This is a genomic window from Pseudonocardia sp. T1-2H (assembly GCF_038039215.1).
GTDB lineage: Bacteria > Actinomycetota > Actinomycetes > Mycobacteriales > Pseudonocardiaceae > Pseudonocardia.
On sequence record NZ_JBBPCL010000001.1, the window covers coordinates 5,600,323 to 5,614,368 of the forward strand.

General features: G+C 73.1%; 13 protein-coding genes and 1 pseudogene. 2 read left to right on the forward strand and 12 right to left on the reverse strand.

Translation table 11 applies throughout. The features are described from left to right. Window positions 1–27 precede the first annotated feature (27 nt). The 5 genes from WBK50_RS27565 to WBK50_RS27585 form a co-directional block, all read right to left on the reverse strand. Entirely contained in the window at window positions 28–420 is a 393-nt protein-coding gene (locus WBK50_RS27565; RefSeq protein ID WP_341338392.1) for a cytidine deaminase, read from the reverse strand. Then, complete coding sequence (locus WBK50_RS27570) at window positions 413–1,684, reverse strand: ABC transporter permease (protein WP_445942312.1); 1,272 nt, start codon at window positions 1,682–1,684, stop codon at window positions 413–415. Before WBK50_RS27570 ends, WBK50_RS27565 begins: the two co-directional genes overlap by 8 nt. Next, window positions 1,681–2,781: an ABC transporter permease gene (locus WBK50_RS27575; protein ID WP_341338393.1), complete on the reverse strand. Its 1,101-nt coding sequence runs from the start codon at window positions 2,779–2,781 to the stop codon at window positions 1,681–1,683. Before WBK50_RS27575 ends, WBK50_RS27570 begins: the two co-directional genes overlap by 4 nt. Beyond that, window positions 2,778–4,355 (reverse strand): ABC transporter ATP-binding protein, encoded by a 1,578-nt coding sequence (locus tag WBK50_RS27580; RefSeq protein WP_341338394.1) that lies wholly within the window; start codon window positions 4,353–4,355, stop codon window positions 2,778–2,780. Before WBK50_RS27580 ends, WBK50_RS27575 begins: the two co-directional genes overlap by 4 nt. Before the next feature lie 137 nt (window positions 4,356–4,492). Continuing rightward, a complete protein-coding gene (locus tag WBK50_RS27585; protein WP_341338395.1) occupies window positions 4,493–5,611 on the reverse strand; it encodes a BMP family lipoprotein in 1,119 nt (372 codons plus the stop codon). A gap of 212 nt (window positions 5,612–5,823) precedes the next feature. On the opposite strand from WBK50_RS27585, the gene WBK50_RS27590 reads away from it, so the two are divergent. Continuing rightward, the gene (locus WBK50_RS27590) at window positions 5,824–6,261 is read left to right on the forward strand and encodes an SRPBCC family protein (RefSeq protein WP_341339519.1); all 438 of its coding nucleotides are present in this window, start codon (window positions 5,824–5,826) and stop codon (window positions 6,259–6,261) included. A 519-nt stretch (window positions 6,262–6,780) separates the two neighbouring features. Next, a pseudogene (locus tag WBK50_RS35440) lies at window positions 6,781–7,320 on the forward strand (D-alanyl-D-alanine carboxypeptidase family protein); the annotation flags it as partial. A gap of 122 nt (window positions 7,321–7,442) precedes the next feature. Here the strand turns inward: WBK50_RS35440 and WBK50_RS27595 are convergent. The 7 genes from WBK50_RS27595 to WBK50_RS27625 all read right to left on the reverse strand — a co-directional run bounded on the left by WBK50_RS27595 (window position 7,443) and on the right by WBK50_RS27625 (window position 14,033). Then, the gene (locus WBK50_RS27595; RefSeq protein ID WP_341338396.1) at window positions 7,443–7,577 is read right to left on the reverse strand and encodes a hypothetical protein; all 135 of its coding nucleotides are present in this window, start codon (window positions 7,575–7,577) and stop codon (window positions 7,443–7,445) included. Between the two features lie 199 nt (window positions 7,578–7,776). Further along, a complete protein-coding gene (gene yhjD, locus WBK50_RS27600; protein ID WP_341338397.1) occupies window positions 7,777–8,841 on the reverse strand; it encodes an inner membrane protein YhjD in 1,065 nt (354 codons plus the stop codon). A gap of 27 nt (window positions 8,842–8,868) precedes the next feature. Further along, window positions 8,869–9,900 (reverse strand): tryptophan--tRNA ligase, encoded by a 1,032-nt coding sequence (gene trpS, locus WBK50_RS27605; protein WP_341338398.1) that lies wholly within the window; start codon window positions 9,898–9,900, stop codon window positions 8,869–8,871. A 56-nt stretch (window positions 9,901–9,956) separates the two neighbouring features. After that, the gene (locus WBK50_RS27610; RefSeq protein ID WP_341338399.1) at window positions 9,957–10,250 is read right to left on the reverse strand and encodes a winged helix-turn-helix transcriptional regulator; all 294 of its coding nucleotides are present in this window, start codon (window positions 10,248–10,250) and stop codon (window positions 9,957–9,959) included. Then, window positions 10,226–10,867, reverse strand: a complete 642-nt coding sequence (locus tag WBK50_RS27615; protein ID WP_341338400.1) for a winged helix-turn-helix transcriptional regulator — start codon at window positions 10,865–10,867, stop codon at window positions 10,226–10,228. The genes WBK50_RS27610 and WBK50_RS27615 overlap by 25 nt, the downstream gene beginning before the upstream one ends. A gap of 289 nt (window positions 10,868–11,156) precedes the next feature. Beyond that, the gene (locus WBK50_RS27620) at window positions 11,157–11,330 is read right to left on the reverse strand and encodes a hypothetical protein (RefSeq protein ID WP_341338401.1); all 174 of its coding nucleotides are present in this window, start codon (window positions 11,328–11,330) and stop codon (window positions 11,157–11,159) included. A 99-nt stretch (window positions 11,331–11,429) separates the two neighbouring features. Continuing rightward, window positions 11,430–14,033 carry a bifunctional FO biosynthesis protein CofGH gene (locus tag WBK50_RS27625; RefSeq protein WP_341338402.1) on the reverse strand — a complete coding sequence of 868 codons (2,604 nt, stop codon included), beginning with the start codon at window positions 14,031–14,033 and terminating at the stop codon, window positions 11,430–11,432. Window positions 14,034–14,046 lie beyond the last annotated feature (13 nt).

A 14,046-nucleotide genomic window follows, 5' to 3' on the forward strand; every position in this document is an offset into this window, starting at 1 on the left:
GAACCTCGTTCCGGCGAGGTTTCCCGCTCACGTGGGGAGGTGGGCGGGGCCGAACGCGTCGGGCAACGCGTCGGCGAGGGTGAGGACGCCGCGGGGTGTGTCGAGCAGGCAGTCCGGGCCGCCGAGCTCGTAGAGGATCTGCCGGCAGCGCCCGCACGGCATCAGCAGCTCCCCCGTGCCCGAGCGGCAGGCGACGGCGACGAAGCGGCCGCCGCCGGTCAGCCGGAGCTGGCCCGCCATCGTGCACTCCGCGCAGAGCCCCAGCCCGTACGACGCGTTCTCGACGTTGCAGCCGGTCACGACGCGGCCGTCGCCGCACAGGGCGGCGGCGCCCACGCGCAGGCGGGAGTAGGGCGCGTAGGCCGAGCCCGCGGCGCTCACCGCGGCCGCACGCAGGGCCTCCCAGTCGACGTCAGTCACCTTCACCCTTCCGGTACTCGGCACCGACCGCGGCCGGCGGTCTCAACCGTTGCGACGCCGCCGCCAGCACCAGGAGCGTGACGAGCTGCGGCGCGTAGGTCGCGAACTCGCGCGGGACGGTGTCGATCGAGTAGTAGACGAGGTAGACGACGACGCCCGCCACCAGCGCGATCGCTGCGGACAGCCAGTTCCGCCGGACCGCCCACACCACCGCGAGGACGACGGCGAGCAGCGTGCCGCCGTAGAGCAGCGCGTGCACGGCCTCGCCGCCGGCGCGCAGCTGCAGGCCGTCGACGTAACCGAAGAGCGCCGCGCCGCCAAGCAGGCCGCCCGGGCGCCAGTTGCCGAAGATCATCGCGGCGAGGCCGATGTAGCCGCGGCCGCCGGTCTGGTTCTCCAGGTAGCCGAGCTGCCCGGGGTTGAGCACCAGCGCCGCGCCGCCCAGGCCCGCGAGCCCACCGGAGATCAGGACGGCGAGGTACTTGTGCCGCACCACGTCCACGCCGAGCGACTCCGCCGCCACCGGGTTCTCCCCGCACGAGCGCAGCCGCAGGCCGAACCGGGTGTGCCAGAGGATCCAGAAGCTGAGCGGGACGAGCGCGAAGGCGATGATCGCCAACGGCGTGAGGCCGGAGAGGATGCCGCCGAGCAGGCCGGCGACGTCGGAGAGGAACACCCGTTGTTGCTGCTCCACCGCTCTGAGCCCGTCGGCGAGCGGCTGGATCGAGAACTCGGTGAAGCCGGGGACCTTCGGGGACTCGCGCGGGTTGCGGGAGATCGGCTGGAAGACCAGCGTCGCCAGGTACTTCGTCAGGCCCAGCGCGAGCAGCGTGATCGCGACGCCGGAGACGATGTGGTTGACGTTGAACGTCACGGTCGCGACGGCGTGCAGCAGGCCGCCGAGCGCCCCGAACACCAGCCCGCCGGCGAGCGCGGCCCAGGGCCCCCACTGGTAGCCGGCCCAGGCCGAACCCCAGGTGCCGAGGACCATCATCCCCTCGAGGCCGATGTTGATGACGCCCGCGCGTTCGGACCAGAGGCCGCCGAGGCCGGCGAGCAGGATCGGCAGCAGCAGCCGGACGGCCGCCTGCGCGGTGCCGGACGACGTCAGCTGGATCTGCCCGGTCAGCGTCGCGGTCACCGACAGGACCACCAGGCCGATGGCCACGACGACCATCGGCCGGGCCCAGCGTGGGATGCCGAGCCGACGCGGAGGCTTCGACGTGGGCGCGACGCCGGGGGCGTCGATCACGGTGTCGCTCACGGCGACACCGCCTCCGGCGACGGCGCCTTGGCGTTCGCCAGCGCCCTGAGCTGCGCCGCGACCCGTCTCTGCTCGGCGGCCAGCTCGTAGCGGCGGACGATCTCGTAGGCGATGACGACCGACAGCACGATCAACCCCTGCATGATCAACACGATCTCCCGGGGCACCCCGACGACGTCGAGGGCCACCGCGGACTTGTCCAGGAACGCCCACAGCAGCGCGCCGATCGCGATGCCGACGGGGTGGTTGCGGCCCAGCAGCGCGATCGCGATGCCGGTGAAGCCGTAGCCCTGCGGCGACGTCAGCGTGTAGGCGTAGTCCCGGCCGAGCAGCTCGGGCAGGCCCGCCAGGCCGGCGACGGCACCGGACATCAGCAGCGCGATCAGGACCATCCGGCGGGCGTCGACGCCACCGGCCGACGCGGCCGACGGGGACTCGCCGGAGGCCTTGAGCTCGAAGCCGAACCGGGTGCGGCCCAGGAGGAACCAGTAGCCGGTGCCGAGCGCGGCGACCACCAGGATCATCCCGAAGATCGTCCCCGAGCTGCCGAGCTGCAGGCCCGGGAAGTGCCCGGACCCCGGGATCGGCGGGGTGGTGATGTTGTTGCCGCTCAGCGCGCCGAACGTGTCCGGACGGATCAGGAACGCGATCAGGCCGGTCGCGACGGCGTTCAGCATGATCGTCGAGATGACCTCGCTGACCCCGCGGTAGGCCCGCAGCACCGCCGGGATCGCCGCCCACAGGGCCCCGACGAGCGCACCGGTCAGGATGATCACGACGGTCCGGATCACCGGAGGCAGCGGCACGGTCCCGCCGACGATGGCCGCGACGCACGCGGCGAGCCGGTACTGGCCCTCGACACCGATGTTGAACAGCTTCATCTGGAAGCCGATCGCGACGGCGAGCGCGACGATGTAGTAGATCGCCGCGCTGTTGAGGATGTCGACCGCCGTGGTGCCCTGGCCGACCTGCGTGATCATCACCCGCAGGGCCGTGAGCGGGGAGTCCCCACTGATCAGCAGGGCCACCGCGCACAGCAGCGCGGAGAACACGACGGCCAGCGCCGGTGCGACGAGCACCGTCCGGACGCGGGTCACGAGCCCTCCTCCGCGAGGTTCGGGTCGGAGCCGGCACCGGTCATCGCCGCGCCCAGCTCCTCGGGGGTGACGGTGGACGGGTCCGCGGTGGCGACGAGCCTGCCGCGCAGGATCACCGCGATCGAGTCCGAGAGTCCGATGAGCTCGTCCAGGTCCGCGCTGATCAGCAGCACCGCGAGCCCCCTCGCCCGGGCCCGCCGCAGCTCCTCCCAGATGCCCGCCTGCGCGCCGACGTCGACGCCGCGGGTGGGGTGCGACGCGATGAGCAGCACCGGGTCCCCGGACAGCTCCCGCCCGACGACGAGCTTCTGCTGGTTCCCGCCGGACAGGGCGGCCGCGTGCACGTCGACGCCGGGGGTCCGGACGTCGAAGTCGGCGACGATCCGCTCGGTGTCCCGGCGCGCGGCGGCCCGGTCGATCAGCGGCCCGCGGGCGATGGGCGGGCGGCTCTGGTGGCCGAGGATCCGGTTCACCCACAACGGCTGCGACGCCAGCAGGCCGTGCCGGGTGCGGTCCTCCGGCACGTAGCCGATCCCGGCCTCGCGCCGCTGCAGCGTCGAGGCGTGGGAGAGGTCCCTCCCCTCCAGCGTGATCGTGCCGTGCGCGCCCCGGCGCATACCCATGATCGTCTCGACGAGCTCGGTCTGCCCGTTGCCCTCGACCCCGGCGATGCCCAGGACCTCACCGGCGTGCACGACCAGCGAGACGTCCTCGAGCACGTGGCGGCCGCCGTCGTCGGCCGCCAGGGAGAGCTGCGAGACCGTCAGCACCTCGCGGTCGGTGACCGTGGACTCCCGGGTCTGCGGGGTCGGGAGCTCGCTGCCGACCATCATCTCCGCCAGCTGCCGGCTGCTCACGGTCTTCGGGTCGGCGGTGCCGACGGTGGTGCCGCGGCGGATCACGCTGATCGTGTCCGCGATGGCCCGCACCTCGTCGAGCTTGTGGGAGATGAAGAGGAACGTGTAGCCGTCCGCGCGCATCGTGCGCAGGGTCTCGAACAGGTCGTCGACCTCCTGCGGGACCAGCACGGCCGTCGGCTCGTCGAGGATCACCGTGCGGGCGCCGCGGTAGAGGACCTTGAGGATCTCCAGCCGCTGCCGGTCCGCGACCCCGAGCCGCTCGACCAGCATCCCCGGGTCCGCCCGCAGGCCCACCGTCGCGGCCAGCTCCTGGATCCGGGCCCGGGCCTTCGCGCCGATCCCGTGGGAGGCCTCGGCCCCGAGCAGGACGTTCTCGGCCACGGTCAGGTTGTCCGCCAGCATGAAGTGCTGGTGGACCATCCCGATCCCGGCCCGGATCGCGTCCGCCGGGGAGCGGAACCGGACCTGCCGCCCGTCGACGGTGATCCTGCCCTCGTCCGGCGGCTGCATGCCGTAGAGGATCTTCATCAGGGTCGACTTGCCGGCCCCGTTCTCCCCGCACAGCGCGTGCACCTCACCGGTGCGCACCCGCAGGTGGATGTCGCTGTTGGCGACGACGCCGGGAAAGCGTCTGGTGATGCCGGCCAGCTCGACGGCCCACTCCGCCGCAGTCGGTCCCCCGGGCCCGGCACCGCTGTTGCCGCTCGCGGTCATGCCCCCACTCTCTCGTGATCATCGGCCCGGTCGCAGCGCGAGGGCGCAGCCCGGACGACGCCGCAGCCCGAACGACGAGCGGGGCGCGGGAGCCACCGAGAACGTGTCTCCCGCGCCCCGCCCCGGGCGGGGCGTCCCTACGACGTCGGCGTGGACGACACGGTGACGGACCCGTTGATGATCGCGTTCTTGTACGCGTCCAGGTCGCCCTTGATGTCGTCGACCTTGCCGCCCGAGGTGGAGTAGCCCACGCCGTCGACCTTGAGGTCGAAGCGCTTCGGCAGGGTCGAGGTGTCACCCGCGGCGACCGCGTTGATGTAGTCGTAGACCGCGACGTCGACGCGCTTGAGCATCGAGGTCATGATGACGTCCCTGACGTCGGTGAGCTGCGGCGAGTTGTACTGGTCGCCGTCGACGCCGATGGCCAGCTTGTTCGCCGCCTTGACGGCCTGGAACACGCCCTGTCCGGACGCACCCGCCGCGTGGTAGATCACGTCCGCGCCGCCGTCGAGCTGGCCCTTCGTGATCTCCGTGGCCTTGGTCGGGTCGTTGAAGCCGGTGAAGTCGCCCGCCGGGCTGATGTACTTGACGTCGATCTTGACGTTCGGTGCCACCGCCTTCGCGCCCTGCTCGAAGCCCGCCTGGAACTTCTGGATCAGCGGGGTCTCGACACCGCCCACGAAGCCGACGGAGCAGGCCGTCGTCTTGAGCGCGGCCGCCGCGCCGACCAGGAACGAGCCCTGCTCCTCGGCGAAGACGAGCGGGGTGACGTTCGGCAGCGTGACCGTGTCGTCGTCGACGATCCCGAACTTGACGGCCGGGTTCTCCGTCGCGACGGCCTTGACCGCGTTCGCGTACTTGAAGCCGACCGCGATGATCGGGTTGAAGCCGCCGGACACGAGCTGGCGCAGCCGGCCCGCGGCCGCGTCCTCGCTCTCGTTCGGCGCGGCGCTCGTCTCGGAGGTGTTGCCCTGCTGCAGGCCGAGCTCCGAGATCGCGCGCTCGAGGCCGGTGGCCGCGGCGTCGTTGAACGAGGCGTCGCCGCGACCGCCGATGTCGTAGGCCAGGCCGACCTTCAGGCCGCTGGCGTCCGCCTTGGCCGGGGCCGGGGCGGTGCTCGCCGCTCCGGCGCCCGCCGCGGGGGCGGCGTTCCTGGTGCAGTCCGTCCCGGTGCCGGTTCCGCCGCCGCTGCCGGTGTCCCGGGCGCAGCCACTGACCACCAGCGCGCTGGCGAGTGCCACCGTCAGCAGCGCCATGCCTCGTCTCATCCGCACTACCGCGTTCCCCTCGTCCAGTCCGCGTGCACCCCATGATCGGGCGCGATTGGCGGGACGCTAGCCCAGCAGCCCGGCGGTTCACCTGATCGTCCTGCGGGCGTGATCGAATCGTCGGCTCCGCTGCGTAGTCGACTTTGACGCTGCGCAACCGGCAGGATGTGAGCCGACGAAGGGAGATCACTGTGGATGAAATGGACATCGAGGTCGCGGCGGCGCCGGAGGTCGTCTGGGCGCTGGTCACGGACATCACGCGGACGGGCGAGTGGAGCCCGGAGAGCACCGGCGGCGCGTGGCGCGGCGGAGCGGACGGCCCGGCGGTGGGCGCCCGCTTCGTCGGTTCCAACCGGCACGGACCGATGCGGTGGCGGACGCACTGCACGGTCGTCGAGTGCACGGAACCGAAGGCGTTCGCGTTCACCGTGGCGGAGAACGGGATGACCTGGGGCTGGCGGCTCGAACCGACCACGGCCGGGACGCGGCTGACCCAGTGGCGGGACCGGACCGGGCGGCTGACCCTGCTCGCGCGGATCGCGGTGGCGAGCGGGGTGCTCGGGAAGGACCGGGAGACGCTGATGGTGGACGGGATGAGACGGTCGCTGGAGGCGATCAAGGCGACCGCCGAGGCCTGACGCGGGGCTCGCCGCGCGGGTTCCCCGGCCCCGGCGAGGCGACCGCGCGAGCTGGTCGCCCGTCGACCGCGCGCGTCGACCCGCCCCACGCGCGCGGTCGATCGCGCGTGGTGGGGCGGGAGGCGCGCGTCGGATCCGCGAGGCGGCCCGGGCCACCTCGTCGTGCTCGGCGACGCGCCGGCTGCGTCACCCGCTTGGGTCGGGTCGGACGGCGCGGGCGGGTCGTAGGGTCGGCCCGTGCGAAGGCTGCTCTGGGTGCTGGGCGCGGTGGTGCTGGCGCTGGTGGCCGTCGCGCCCGCGGCGTGGGCCGCGCCGGGGGTGTGTGCCGGGCACGAGGCGCCGAGCGGGCCGCCCGCCCCGGAGGAGGCCGGCCCGGTCGTCGCGCCCGTCCCGGTTCCGGCGGAACCCGTCGGCGGCGGGGCCCTCGGTACGTGCGGCGACGCCGTCCCCGCCGATGCTCCGCCGCCCCCGACCGTCGGCGCGACGGGGTGGGTCGTCGCCGATCTGGACACCGGCGCCGTGCTCGCAGCACACGACCCGCACGGCCGCCAGCGCCCGGCGTCGACGCTCAAGATCCTGACGACGCTCGTGGTCCTCGAGCGGCTGGACCTCGACTCCGTCGTCGTCGCCGCGCCGGCGGACGTGCAGGTCGACGGCAGTCGCGCCGGGATCGTGCCCGGCGGCGGCTACACGGTCCGGCAGCTCCTCGCCGGGCTCCTGCTGAACTCCGGCAACGACACCGCCAACGCCCTGGCCCGCACTCTCGGCGGCGTACCGGCAGCGCTCGGGGCGATGCAGGCCAAGGCGTCCGCACTGGGTGCGCTCGACACCCGTCCCGGCTCCGTGTCCGGGCTCGACGGGCCGGGGATGTCGACGTCCGCGTACGACCTGGCCGTCCTGTTCCGGGTGGCGCTGCGGGACCCGACGATCCTCGAGCTGCTCGGGACGAGGAGCGTGCCGTTCCCCGGGTTCGGGACCCGGCCGGGTTTCACGCTGTCCAACGACGATCCGCTGCTGCTGCTCTATCCCGGCGCGATCGGCGGGAAGACGGGGTTCACCGACGCGGCCCGGCACACGTTCGTCGGGGCGGCGCAGCGGAACGGCCGACGGCTGGTGGTGTCGCTGGTCCGGGGCGAGCAGCAGCCGGTGCGAATGGAGAAACAGGCCGAGGCGCTCCTGGACTACGGCTTCGCCCTGCCCGCGTCGACGGCGCCGGTGGGGACGCTCGTGGACGCGGCGCCGGCACCGCCCCCCGCGCGCTCCGCCTCCGCGGCGTTCGGCACCGCGCCCGGGGCGAGGGTGAGTCCCCCGGCCACCCCGGCTGGTGGTGGGCCGGGAGCGTGGTCATCGTGCTCGCGGTGGGCGCCGCCGGCGCCGGCGTTCTGCGCCGCCTGCGGTAGTCCGGCGGACCGCGCGACGCGCAGTGGCCTGAGAGCGCGACTCGCGAGGCCTCAGAGCGCGACTCGCGGAGATGTGGGCAGGGTGCGGGTTCCGGGCGACGAGGGAGGGCGCGGGTCAGCGGCGGCGGCTGAAGGCGCGAAGGCCCAACAGGCCGGTCAGCACGCCCACGCCGACGAGGCCGACCGCGGCGCGGGGGGTCGGGCCGGAGCGGACGACGACCTCGGGCCGGATGACCGCCGGGGCCGGGACGTCGGCGGGCTCCTCCTGCTCGTTCTCCTTCGCCGTCGCGGCCCACGCCGTGACGAAGAGGATGAACCGCGAGGTGAAGAACGCGAAGACCAGCAGACCGATGATCGGGCCGAACGCCGCGCCCGCGGGCGAGCTCGTCACCGACGCCAGGTAGTACTGCATGATCTGCTTGAGGATCTCGAAGCCGATCGCGCCGATGAGCGCGGCGCGCATCGCGCTCCGTACGGCGACGGGGGCCCGGGGCAGCCGGGCGATCACCCAGAGGAACACGACCCAGTTCGCGGCCAGGCCGAGCAGGATCCCGAGCACGCCCAGCAGGAACCGTGCCCAACCCTGGTCGGCCAGCCCGACCAGTCGGAGCAGCGTCTCGGCGAACGCGCTGCCCGCCGCGGAGACCCCGAAGGACGCCACCAGCGCGAGGCCCAGGCCGACGAGGGCCAGCAGGTCGAAGAGGAGCCGCTTGACCACGTTCGGCGTCTCCGGCGGCTGGGCCCACTGCTCGGACAGCGCTTCCCGGAGGTTGCTCATCCAGCCGATGCCGGAGTACAGCGCACCGATCAGGCCGAACACCCCGACGGCACCCGCCTGCGCGATCGCCTGGTTGATGACGTCGTTGACGGTCTGCCCGAGCTGGCCGGGGACCTGTTTGGTGATGCCCGCCTGCAGCTGCTGCAGCAGCGCGGGCTGGCTGCGCAGGATGAACCCGGCGATCGCGAACGCGACCATCAGGATCGGGACCAGCGCCAGCACGCTGAAGTAGGTGATCGCCGCGGCGTAGTGGTCGCCGTGGCGGTCCGTGTAGCGCTCCCCGGCCCGGACCAGGTGGTCCAGCCACGGGTACTTGGCGCGCGCCTTCTCCAGGAAGGTGGGTTCGTCGGGCCGGTCCGCGTCGTCGTTCGGCTTCGTCGCGGTGGTCGAGTCGGCGGCCACGCCCTCACCCCATGTCTGGTCCCCGGGTCACCTTCCTGCCGGCGGCAGGAAGCCGATCTTCTCGTACACGGCCGCCAGCGTCGCGCCGGCGACCTCACCCGCCCGGGTGGCTCCGCGGGCGAGCACCCGGTCGAAGTCCGCCGGGTCCCCGAGATAGGTCCGTACCCGTTCCGCCAGCGGTTCAACGAACTCCGCGACGACCTCGCCCAGGTCCTTCTTCAGGTCCCCGTAGCCCTTGCCCGCGTACTCGGCCTCCAGCTCGGCGACCTTCCGGTCGGTGAGGGCGGAGTAGATCGTGAGCAGGTTGGAGATGCCGGCCTTGTTCTCCGGGTCGAAGCGGATCTCCCGCTCGTTGTCCGTGACGGCGGAACGGATCTTCTTCGCGGACGTCTTCGGCGGGTCCAGCAGGTCCACGATCCCGGACGGCGACGACGCGGACTTGCTCATCTTCGACGTGGGGTCCTGCAGGTCCATGATCTTCGCGATGCCGGCCGGGATGTACGGCTCGGGCACGACGAACGTCGTCCCGTACCGGGTGTTGAACCGCTGCGCGAGGGTGCGGGTGAGCTCGAGGTGCTGGCGCTGGTCCTCGCCCACCGGCACCCGGTCGGGCTGGTAGAGCAGGATGTCCGCGGCCTGCAGGACGGGATAGGTGAACAGCCCCACCGTCGCCCGGTCCGTGCCCTGCTTCGCGGACTTGTCCTTGAACTGCGTCATCCGGCTGGCCTCGCCGAAGCCCGTCAGGCAGTTCAGGACCCACTGCAGCTGCGTGTGCTCGGGCACGTGGGACTGGACGAACAGCGTGCAGCGGTCCGGGTCCAGGCCCAGCGCGAGCAGCTGCGCGGCGGCGTTGCGGGTGCGCGCGGCGAGCGTCTTCGGGTCGTGCTCGACGGTGATCGCGTGCAGGTCCGGCACGAAGTAGTACGCGTCGTGGTCCTCCTGCAGGGCCACCCACTGCCGGACCGCGCCGAGGTAGTTACCGAGATGGAACGAGTCCGCGGTCGGCTGGATGCCGGAGAGCACCCGAGGGCGAGGCGGAGCGGGGGTCGGGCCGGTCATGCGTCCAGTCTCCCAGCCCGGTCGAGCGACTTGTGCCGGGGTGAAGCGGAGCCGTGTCAGGCGACCGGGGACGGCACCAGCGTCCGCCGCTCGTACGGCACCCCGCACGCGGCGCAGGTCAGCACCGGCCGCAGGACGTGCCCGCAGGCGGTGTGCCGGATGACCAGTGCCGGCCGGGCCCCGTCCGCGCCCATCCAGCGGTCCGCCCAGGCCAGCAGGCAGGCGAGGATGGGGAACGTGGCCAGGCCCCGCTCGGTGAGTTTGTAGCCCCCCTTGGGCGAGGGGCCGAGGACGTCCATGGCGACGAAGCGGCGCAGCCGGTCCGTCAGCACGTCCGGCGAGACGTCCATGAACCGCTGGAAGTCCGAGAAGGTGCGGACCCGCAGGGCCGCCGCCGCGAGCAGGGCCGTCCCCACCGATCCCCGATGATCTCCATGGCCCCGGGGAACAGCGACAGCGGATCCGACGGCAGCGCCTTGCGGGTGCGCCGCGGGTGCAGCCGGGCGGGCAGCGCCGGGAGCAGCGGGACGCCCGGCTCACGCGTCGTCACGGTGTCCCGCAGCGCGACCGGGCGGTGGCAGTCCCCGCAGGTCAGCAGGACGTCCCGGCCCTGTCCGCAGACCGTGTGCAGGGGGTCCGGCAGCGGCACCTCGCGGGGGATCCACCGCCGTTCCCACGCCCAGATCGCGGCGAGCAGGGACCACGTGTCGGCGCCGCGTTCGGTGAGCGTGTACTCCATCCGGGAGCGGCCGCCGTCCCGGTAGGGGCGGGTGGCGAGCAGCCCGGCCTCGGTGAGTGACCGGAGCCGGCCCGACAGGGTCGAGTGCGAGATCCCGAGCACAGCGCGCCACTGCGCGTACCTCCGCGCGCCGAGGTGCGCGCGCTGCAGGATCAGCAACGTCCAGGTGTCCCCGAGCAGCGCCAACGCCCTGTCCGTCGTGCCCGGCAGCGCCGGGAGCACGCACACCTCGTCCGACCCCGGGGACCGCGGAAGGGGCGGCGTCGGGGCCGGCGGGCTCGCGTCGGGCGACTCGATGAGGGCATCTCCCTTGACCCGGGGGGCGACGGGATCGTAGCGTCGTGCTGGCTCTGTCGATCGAAGTCCGCGAGACGCCGGGGGGCGTCGCCTCTCCACCGCAGGTGGGTGACAGCGACTCGATCGGCCGGGCGGTTCGGGTTCACCTGAGGACCCGGATCCACCGACCACTGGGGGGTCGGGCGGGGTGGGGGCGGTCGCGGTGGGTCCGCGGCCGTTCTCACTCGCCGTCGTCAGGGATCTCCGGATCGTCGGTCCGGCTCGTCGCGCGGTGCAGCGTCACCACACCCTTGTCCAGGTCGATCGGGCCGATCCGCCACGTGTCGCCGTCGCCGGCCTCGGCGGACTCGTCACTGATCTTGGGAGTCGGGAACAGCTCACCGAATGCAGCCATGTCTCCACCGTACGCGAGGAACACGCAGGTCAGCAGGGGTGCGCGCCGATCGGCGCCACGCGCGACCGATTGCGGGCGTGGCGCCGGGCGGCGCGTGTATCAGGCCGGAGCCAGCGGCAGGGACAGCGGGAGCGTCGGGCGGAGCCGCGCGGGAGTGCCCCGATAGGTCGTGGTGCGCTGGCGCACCGGGCGTCCGGCGGCCGCGGCGATCGCCACCAGCTCCTCGACGGAGCGCTCGGAACCGTTCTCCGAGCCCGCCATCCGGCTGATCGTCTCCTCCATGAGCGTGCCGCCCATGTCGTCCGCGCCGCCGCGCAGGATGTCCGCGGCGAGGTCGTCGCCGAGCTTCACCCAGGAGCACTGGACGTGGTCGATCCGGCCGTGCAGGGCGAGCCGGGCGAACGCGTGGACCGCCCGGTTGTCCCGCTCGGTGGGGCCCGGACGGGCCAGCCCGGCCAGGTAGATCGGCGCGTTGGTGTGCACGAACGGCAACGGGACGAACTCGGTGAAGCCCCCGGTGCGGTCCTGGATCGAGGCCAGCGTGCGCAGGTGCCCGAGCCAGTGCCGCGGCTCGTCGACGTGCCCGTACATCATCGTCGACGACGACGAGATCCCCAGCTCGTGCGCGGTGGAGACCACCTCGACCCACTCCGACGCCGGCAACTTGCCCTTGGTCAGCACCCAGCGGACCTCGTCGTCGAGGATCTCCGCGGCGGTGCCCGGGATCGAGCCCAGCCCGGCCGCCTTGAGCTCCTGGAGCCACTCCCGCACCGACACCCCGGCCTTCGACGCCGCGGACACGATCTCCATCGGGGAGAACGCGTGCACGTGCATCCCCGGGACGGCCTCGTGGACCGCGCGGACCAGGTCCGCGTAGAAGGTCACCGGCAGCTGCGGGTCGATGCCGCCCTGCACGCAGACCTCCGTGGCGCCGTCCCGCGCGGCCTCCGCGGCCCGCGAGGCGACCTCGTCCAGGGAGAGCCGGAAGGCGTCCGCGTCCCGCTCGCGCTGGGCGAACGCGCAGAACCGGCAGCCGACGTAGCAGACGTTGGAGAAGTTGATGTTCCGGTTGATCACATAGGTGACGTCGTCCCCGACGACGTCGCGGCGCAGCGCATCTGCCAGCCGGGCGAGCTCCTCCAGCGCCGGCCCCTCGGCGGTGAGCACTGCCATCGCCGCGGCCTCGTTCGCCGGGTCCAACAGTCCCGCGGGGTTCTCCCCGGCGAGGACGAGGCCCTCGCGGACGTCCCCGGACAGCCGTTCCGGGGCCCGCGAGCGCTGCTCGGCCAGCTCGGCCTTCAGCTCGTCCCAGTCCCCGTAGACCGACGCGAAGTCCCCGCGCCGGTCCTCGGTCCGGCCGGTGGTGTCGATCGAGGAGTTCAGGTCGATCCGGCCGCTGGACTCGAACCCGCCGTCGGGCTCCTGCCACGGCCGGCCCTCGACCACCGCGTCGGGGTTCGCCAGCCCGGTCTCCGGGTCCGCCAGCGCGGCGACGTGCGCGTGCAGCCGGGTGTCGATCCACGGCGACCCCGCGAGCACGTACTTGGGGTAGGCGGTGAGCCGCTCGCGCAGGGTGAAGCCGGACTCCGCGGAGCGGGCCGCGAGCTCGTCGATCACCGGCCAGGGGCGCTCGGGGTTGACGTGGTCCGGGGTCACCGGCGACACGCCGCCCCAGTCGTCGATGCCGGCGCGGAGCATGAGCGCGAACTCCTCGCCGACGAGGTTCGGCGGCGCCTGCACCCGCATCTTCGGCCCGAGGACCAGGCGCGTGACCGCGATCGTGGCGGCCAGATCGTCGAGGTCCGCGTCCGGGTCGTTCGCCATCGCGGTGTCCGGCTTGGCCCGGAAGTTCTGCACGATGACTTCCTGGATGTGCCCGCTCGCCCGCGCCGCGGACCGGATCGCGAAGATCGACTCGGCGCGCTCGGTGCGGTTCTCCCCGATCCCGATCAGGATGCCGGTGGTGAACGGGACGCCCACCCGTCCGGCCTCGGTCAGGGCGCGGAGCCGGACCGCGGGCTCCTTGTCCGGGCTGCCGTAGTGCGGGCCGCCGGGCTCGGACCACAGGCGCGTCGCGGTCGTCTCCAGCATCATCCCCATGCTCGGGGCGACGGGCTTGAGCCGCGTGAGCTCCTCCCAGCTGAGTACGCCGGGGTTGAGGTGCGGCAGCAGGCCGGTCTCCTCGAGCACCGCGATCGCGCAGGCCCGGACGTAGTCCAACGTGGAGTCGTAGCCGCGCTCGTCGAGCCACTCCCGCGCGGCGGGCCAGCGTGCCTCCGGGCGGTCCCCGAGGGTGAACAGGGCCTCCTTGCACCCGGCCGCCGCGCCGGCCCGGGCGATCTCGAGCACCTCGTCGCGCTCCAGGAACGCCGCGGGCAGCCGGTGCGGCACCGTGGCGAAGGTGCAGTAGTGGCAGCGGTCCCGACAGAGCCGGGTCAGCGGGATGAACACCTTGCGCGAGTACGTGACGACGCCCGGCCGCCCCGCGTCGACCAGGCCCGCGTCCCGGACCGTCGACGCGGCGTCCAGCAGCGCGTCGAGCTGCTCACCGCGCGCCGCCAGCAGCACCGCCGCCTCGGTGACGTCTAGGACCACCCCGTCGCGCGCACGGCGCAGTGCCCGGCGAATCGCCGACTCCGACGGCAGCGGTTCGTCCGCGTCGTGCGCGCGAGGGGAGAACTGAGGGTCGGGGAGGTCCGCCATGGCCCTACCCTAG

Excerpts from the sequence above, each read along its gene's own strand:
- WBK50_RS27585 (WP_341338395.1), bottom strand. The coding sequence starts at position 5,611 with ATGGCGCTGCTGACGGTGGCACTCGCCAGCGCGCTGGTGGTCAGTGGC.
- WBK50_RS27590 (WP_341339519.1), top strand. The coding sequence starts at position 5,824 with ATGGACATCGAGGTCGCGGCGGCGCCGGAGGTCGTCTGGGCGCTGGTC.
- WBK50_RS27610 (WP_341338399.1), bottom strand. The coding sequence starts at position 10,250 with ATGGACGTCTCGCCGGACGTGCTGACGGACCGGCTGCGCCGCTTCGTC.
- WBK50_RS27625 (WP_341338402.1), bottom strand. The coding sequence starts at position 14,033 with ATGGCGGACCTCCCCGACCCTCAGTTCTCCCCTCGCGCGCACGACGCG.
- WBK50_RS27580 (WP_341338394.1), bottom strand. The coding sequence starts at position 4,355 with ATGACCGCGAGCGGCAACAGCGGTGCCGGGCCCGGGGGACCGACTGCG.
- WBK50_RS27620 (WP_341338401.1), bottom strand. The coding sequence starts at position 11,330 with ATGGCTGCATTCGGTGAGCTGTTCCCGACTCCCAAGATCAGTGACGAG.
- trpS (WP_341338398.1), bottom strand. The coding sequence starts at position 9,900 with ATGACCGGCCCGACCCCCGCTCCGCCTCGCCCTCGGGTGCTCTCCGGC.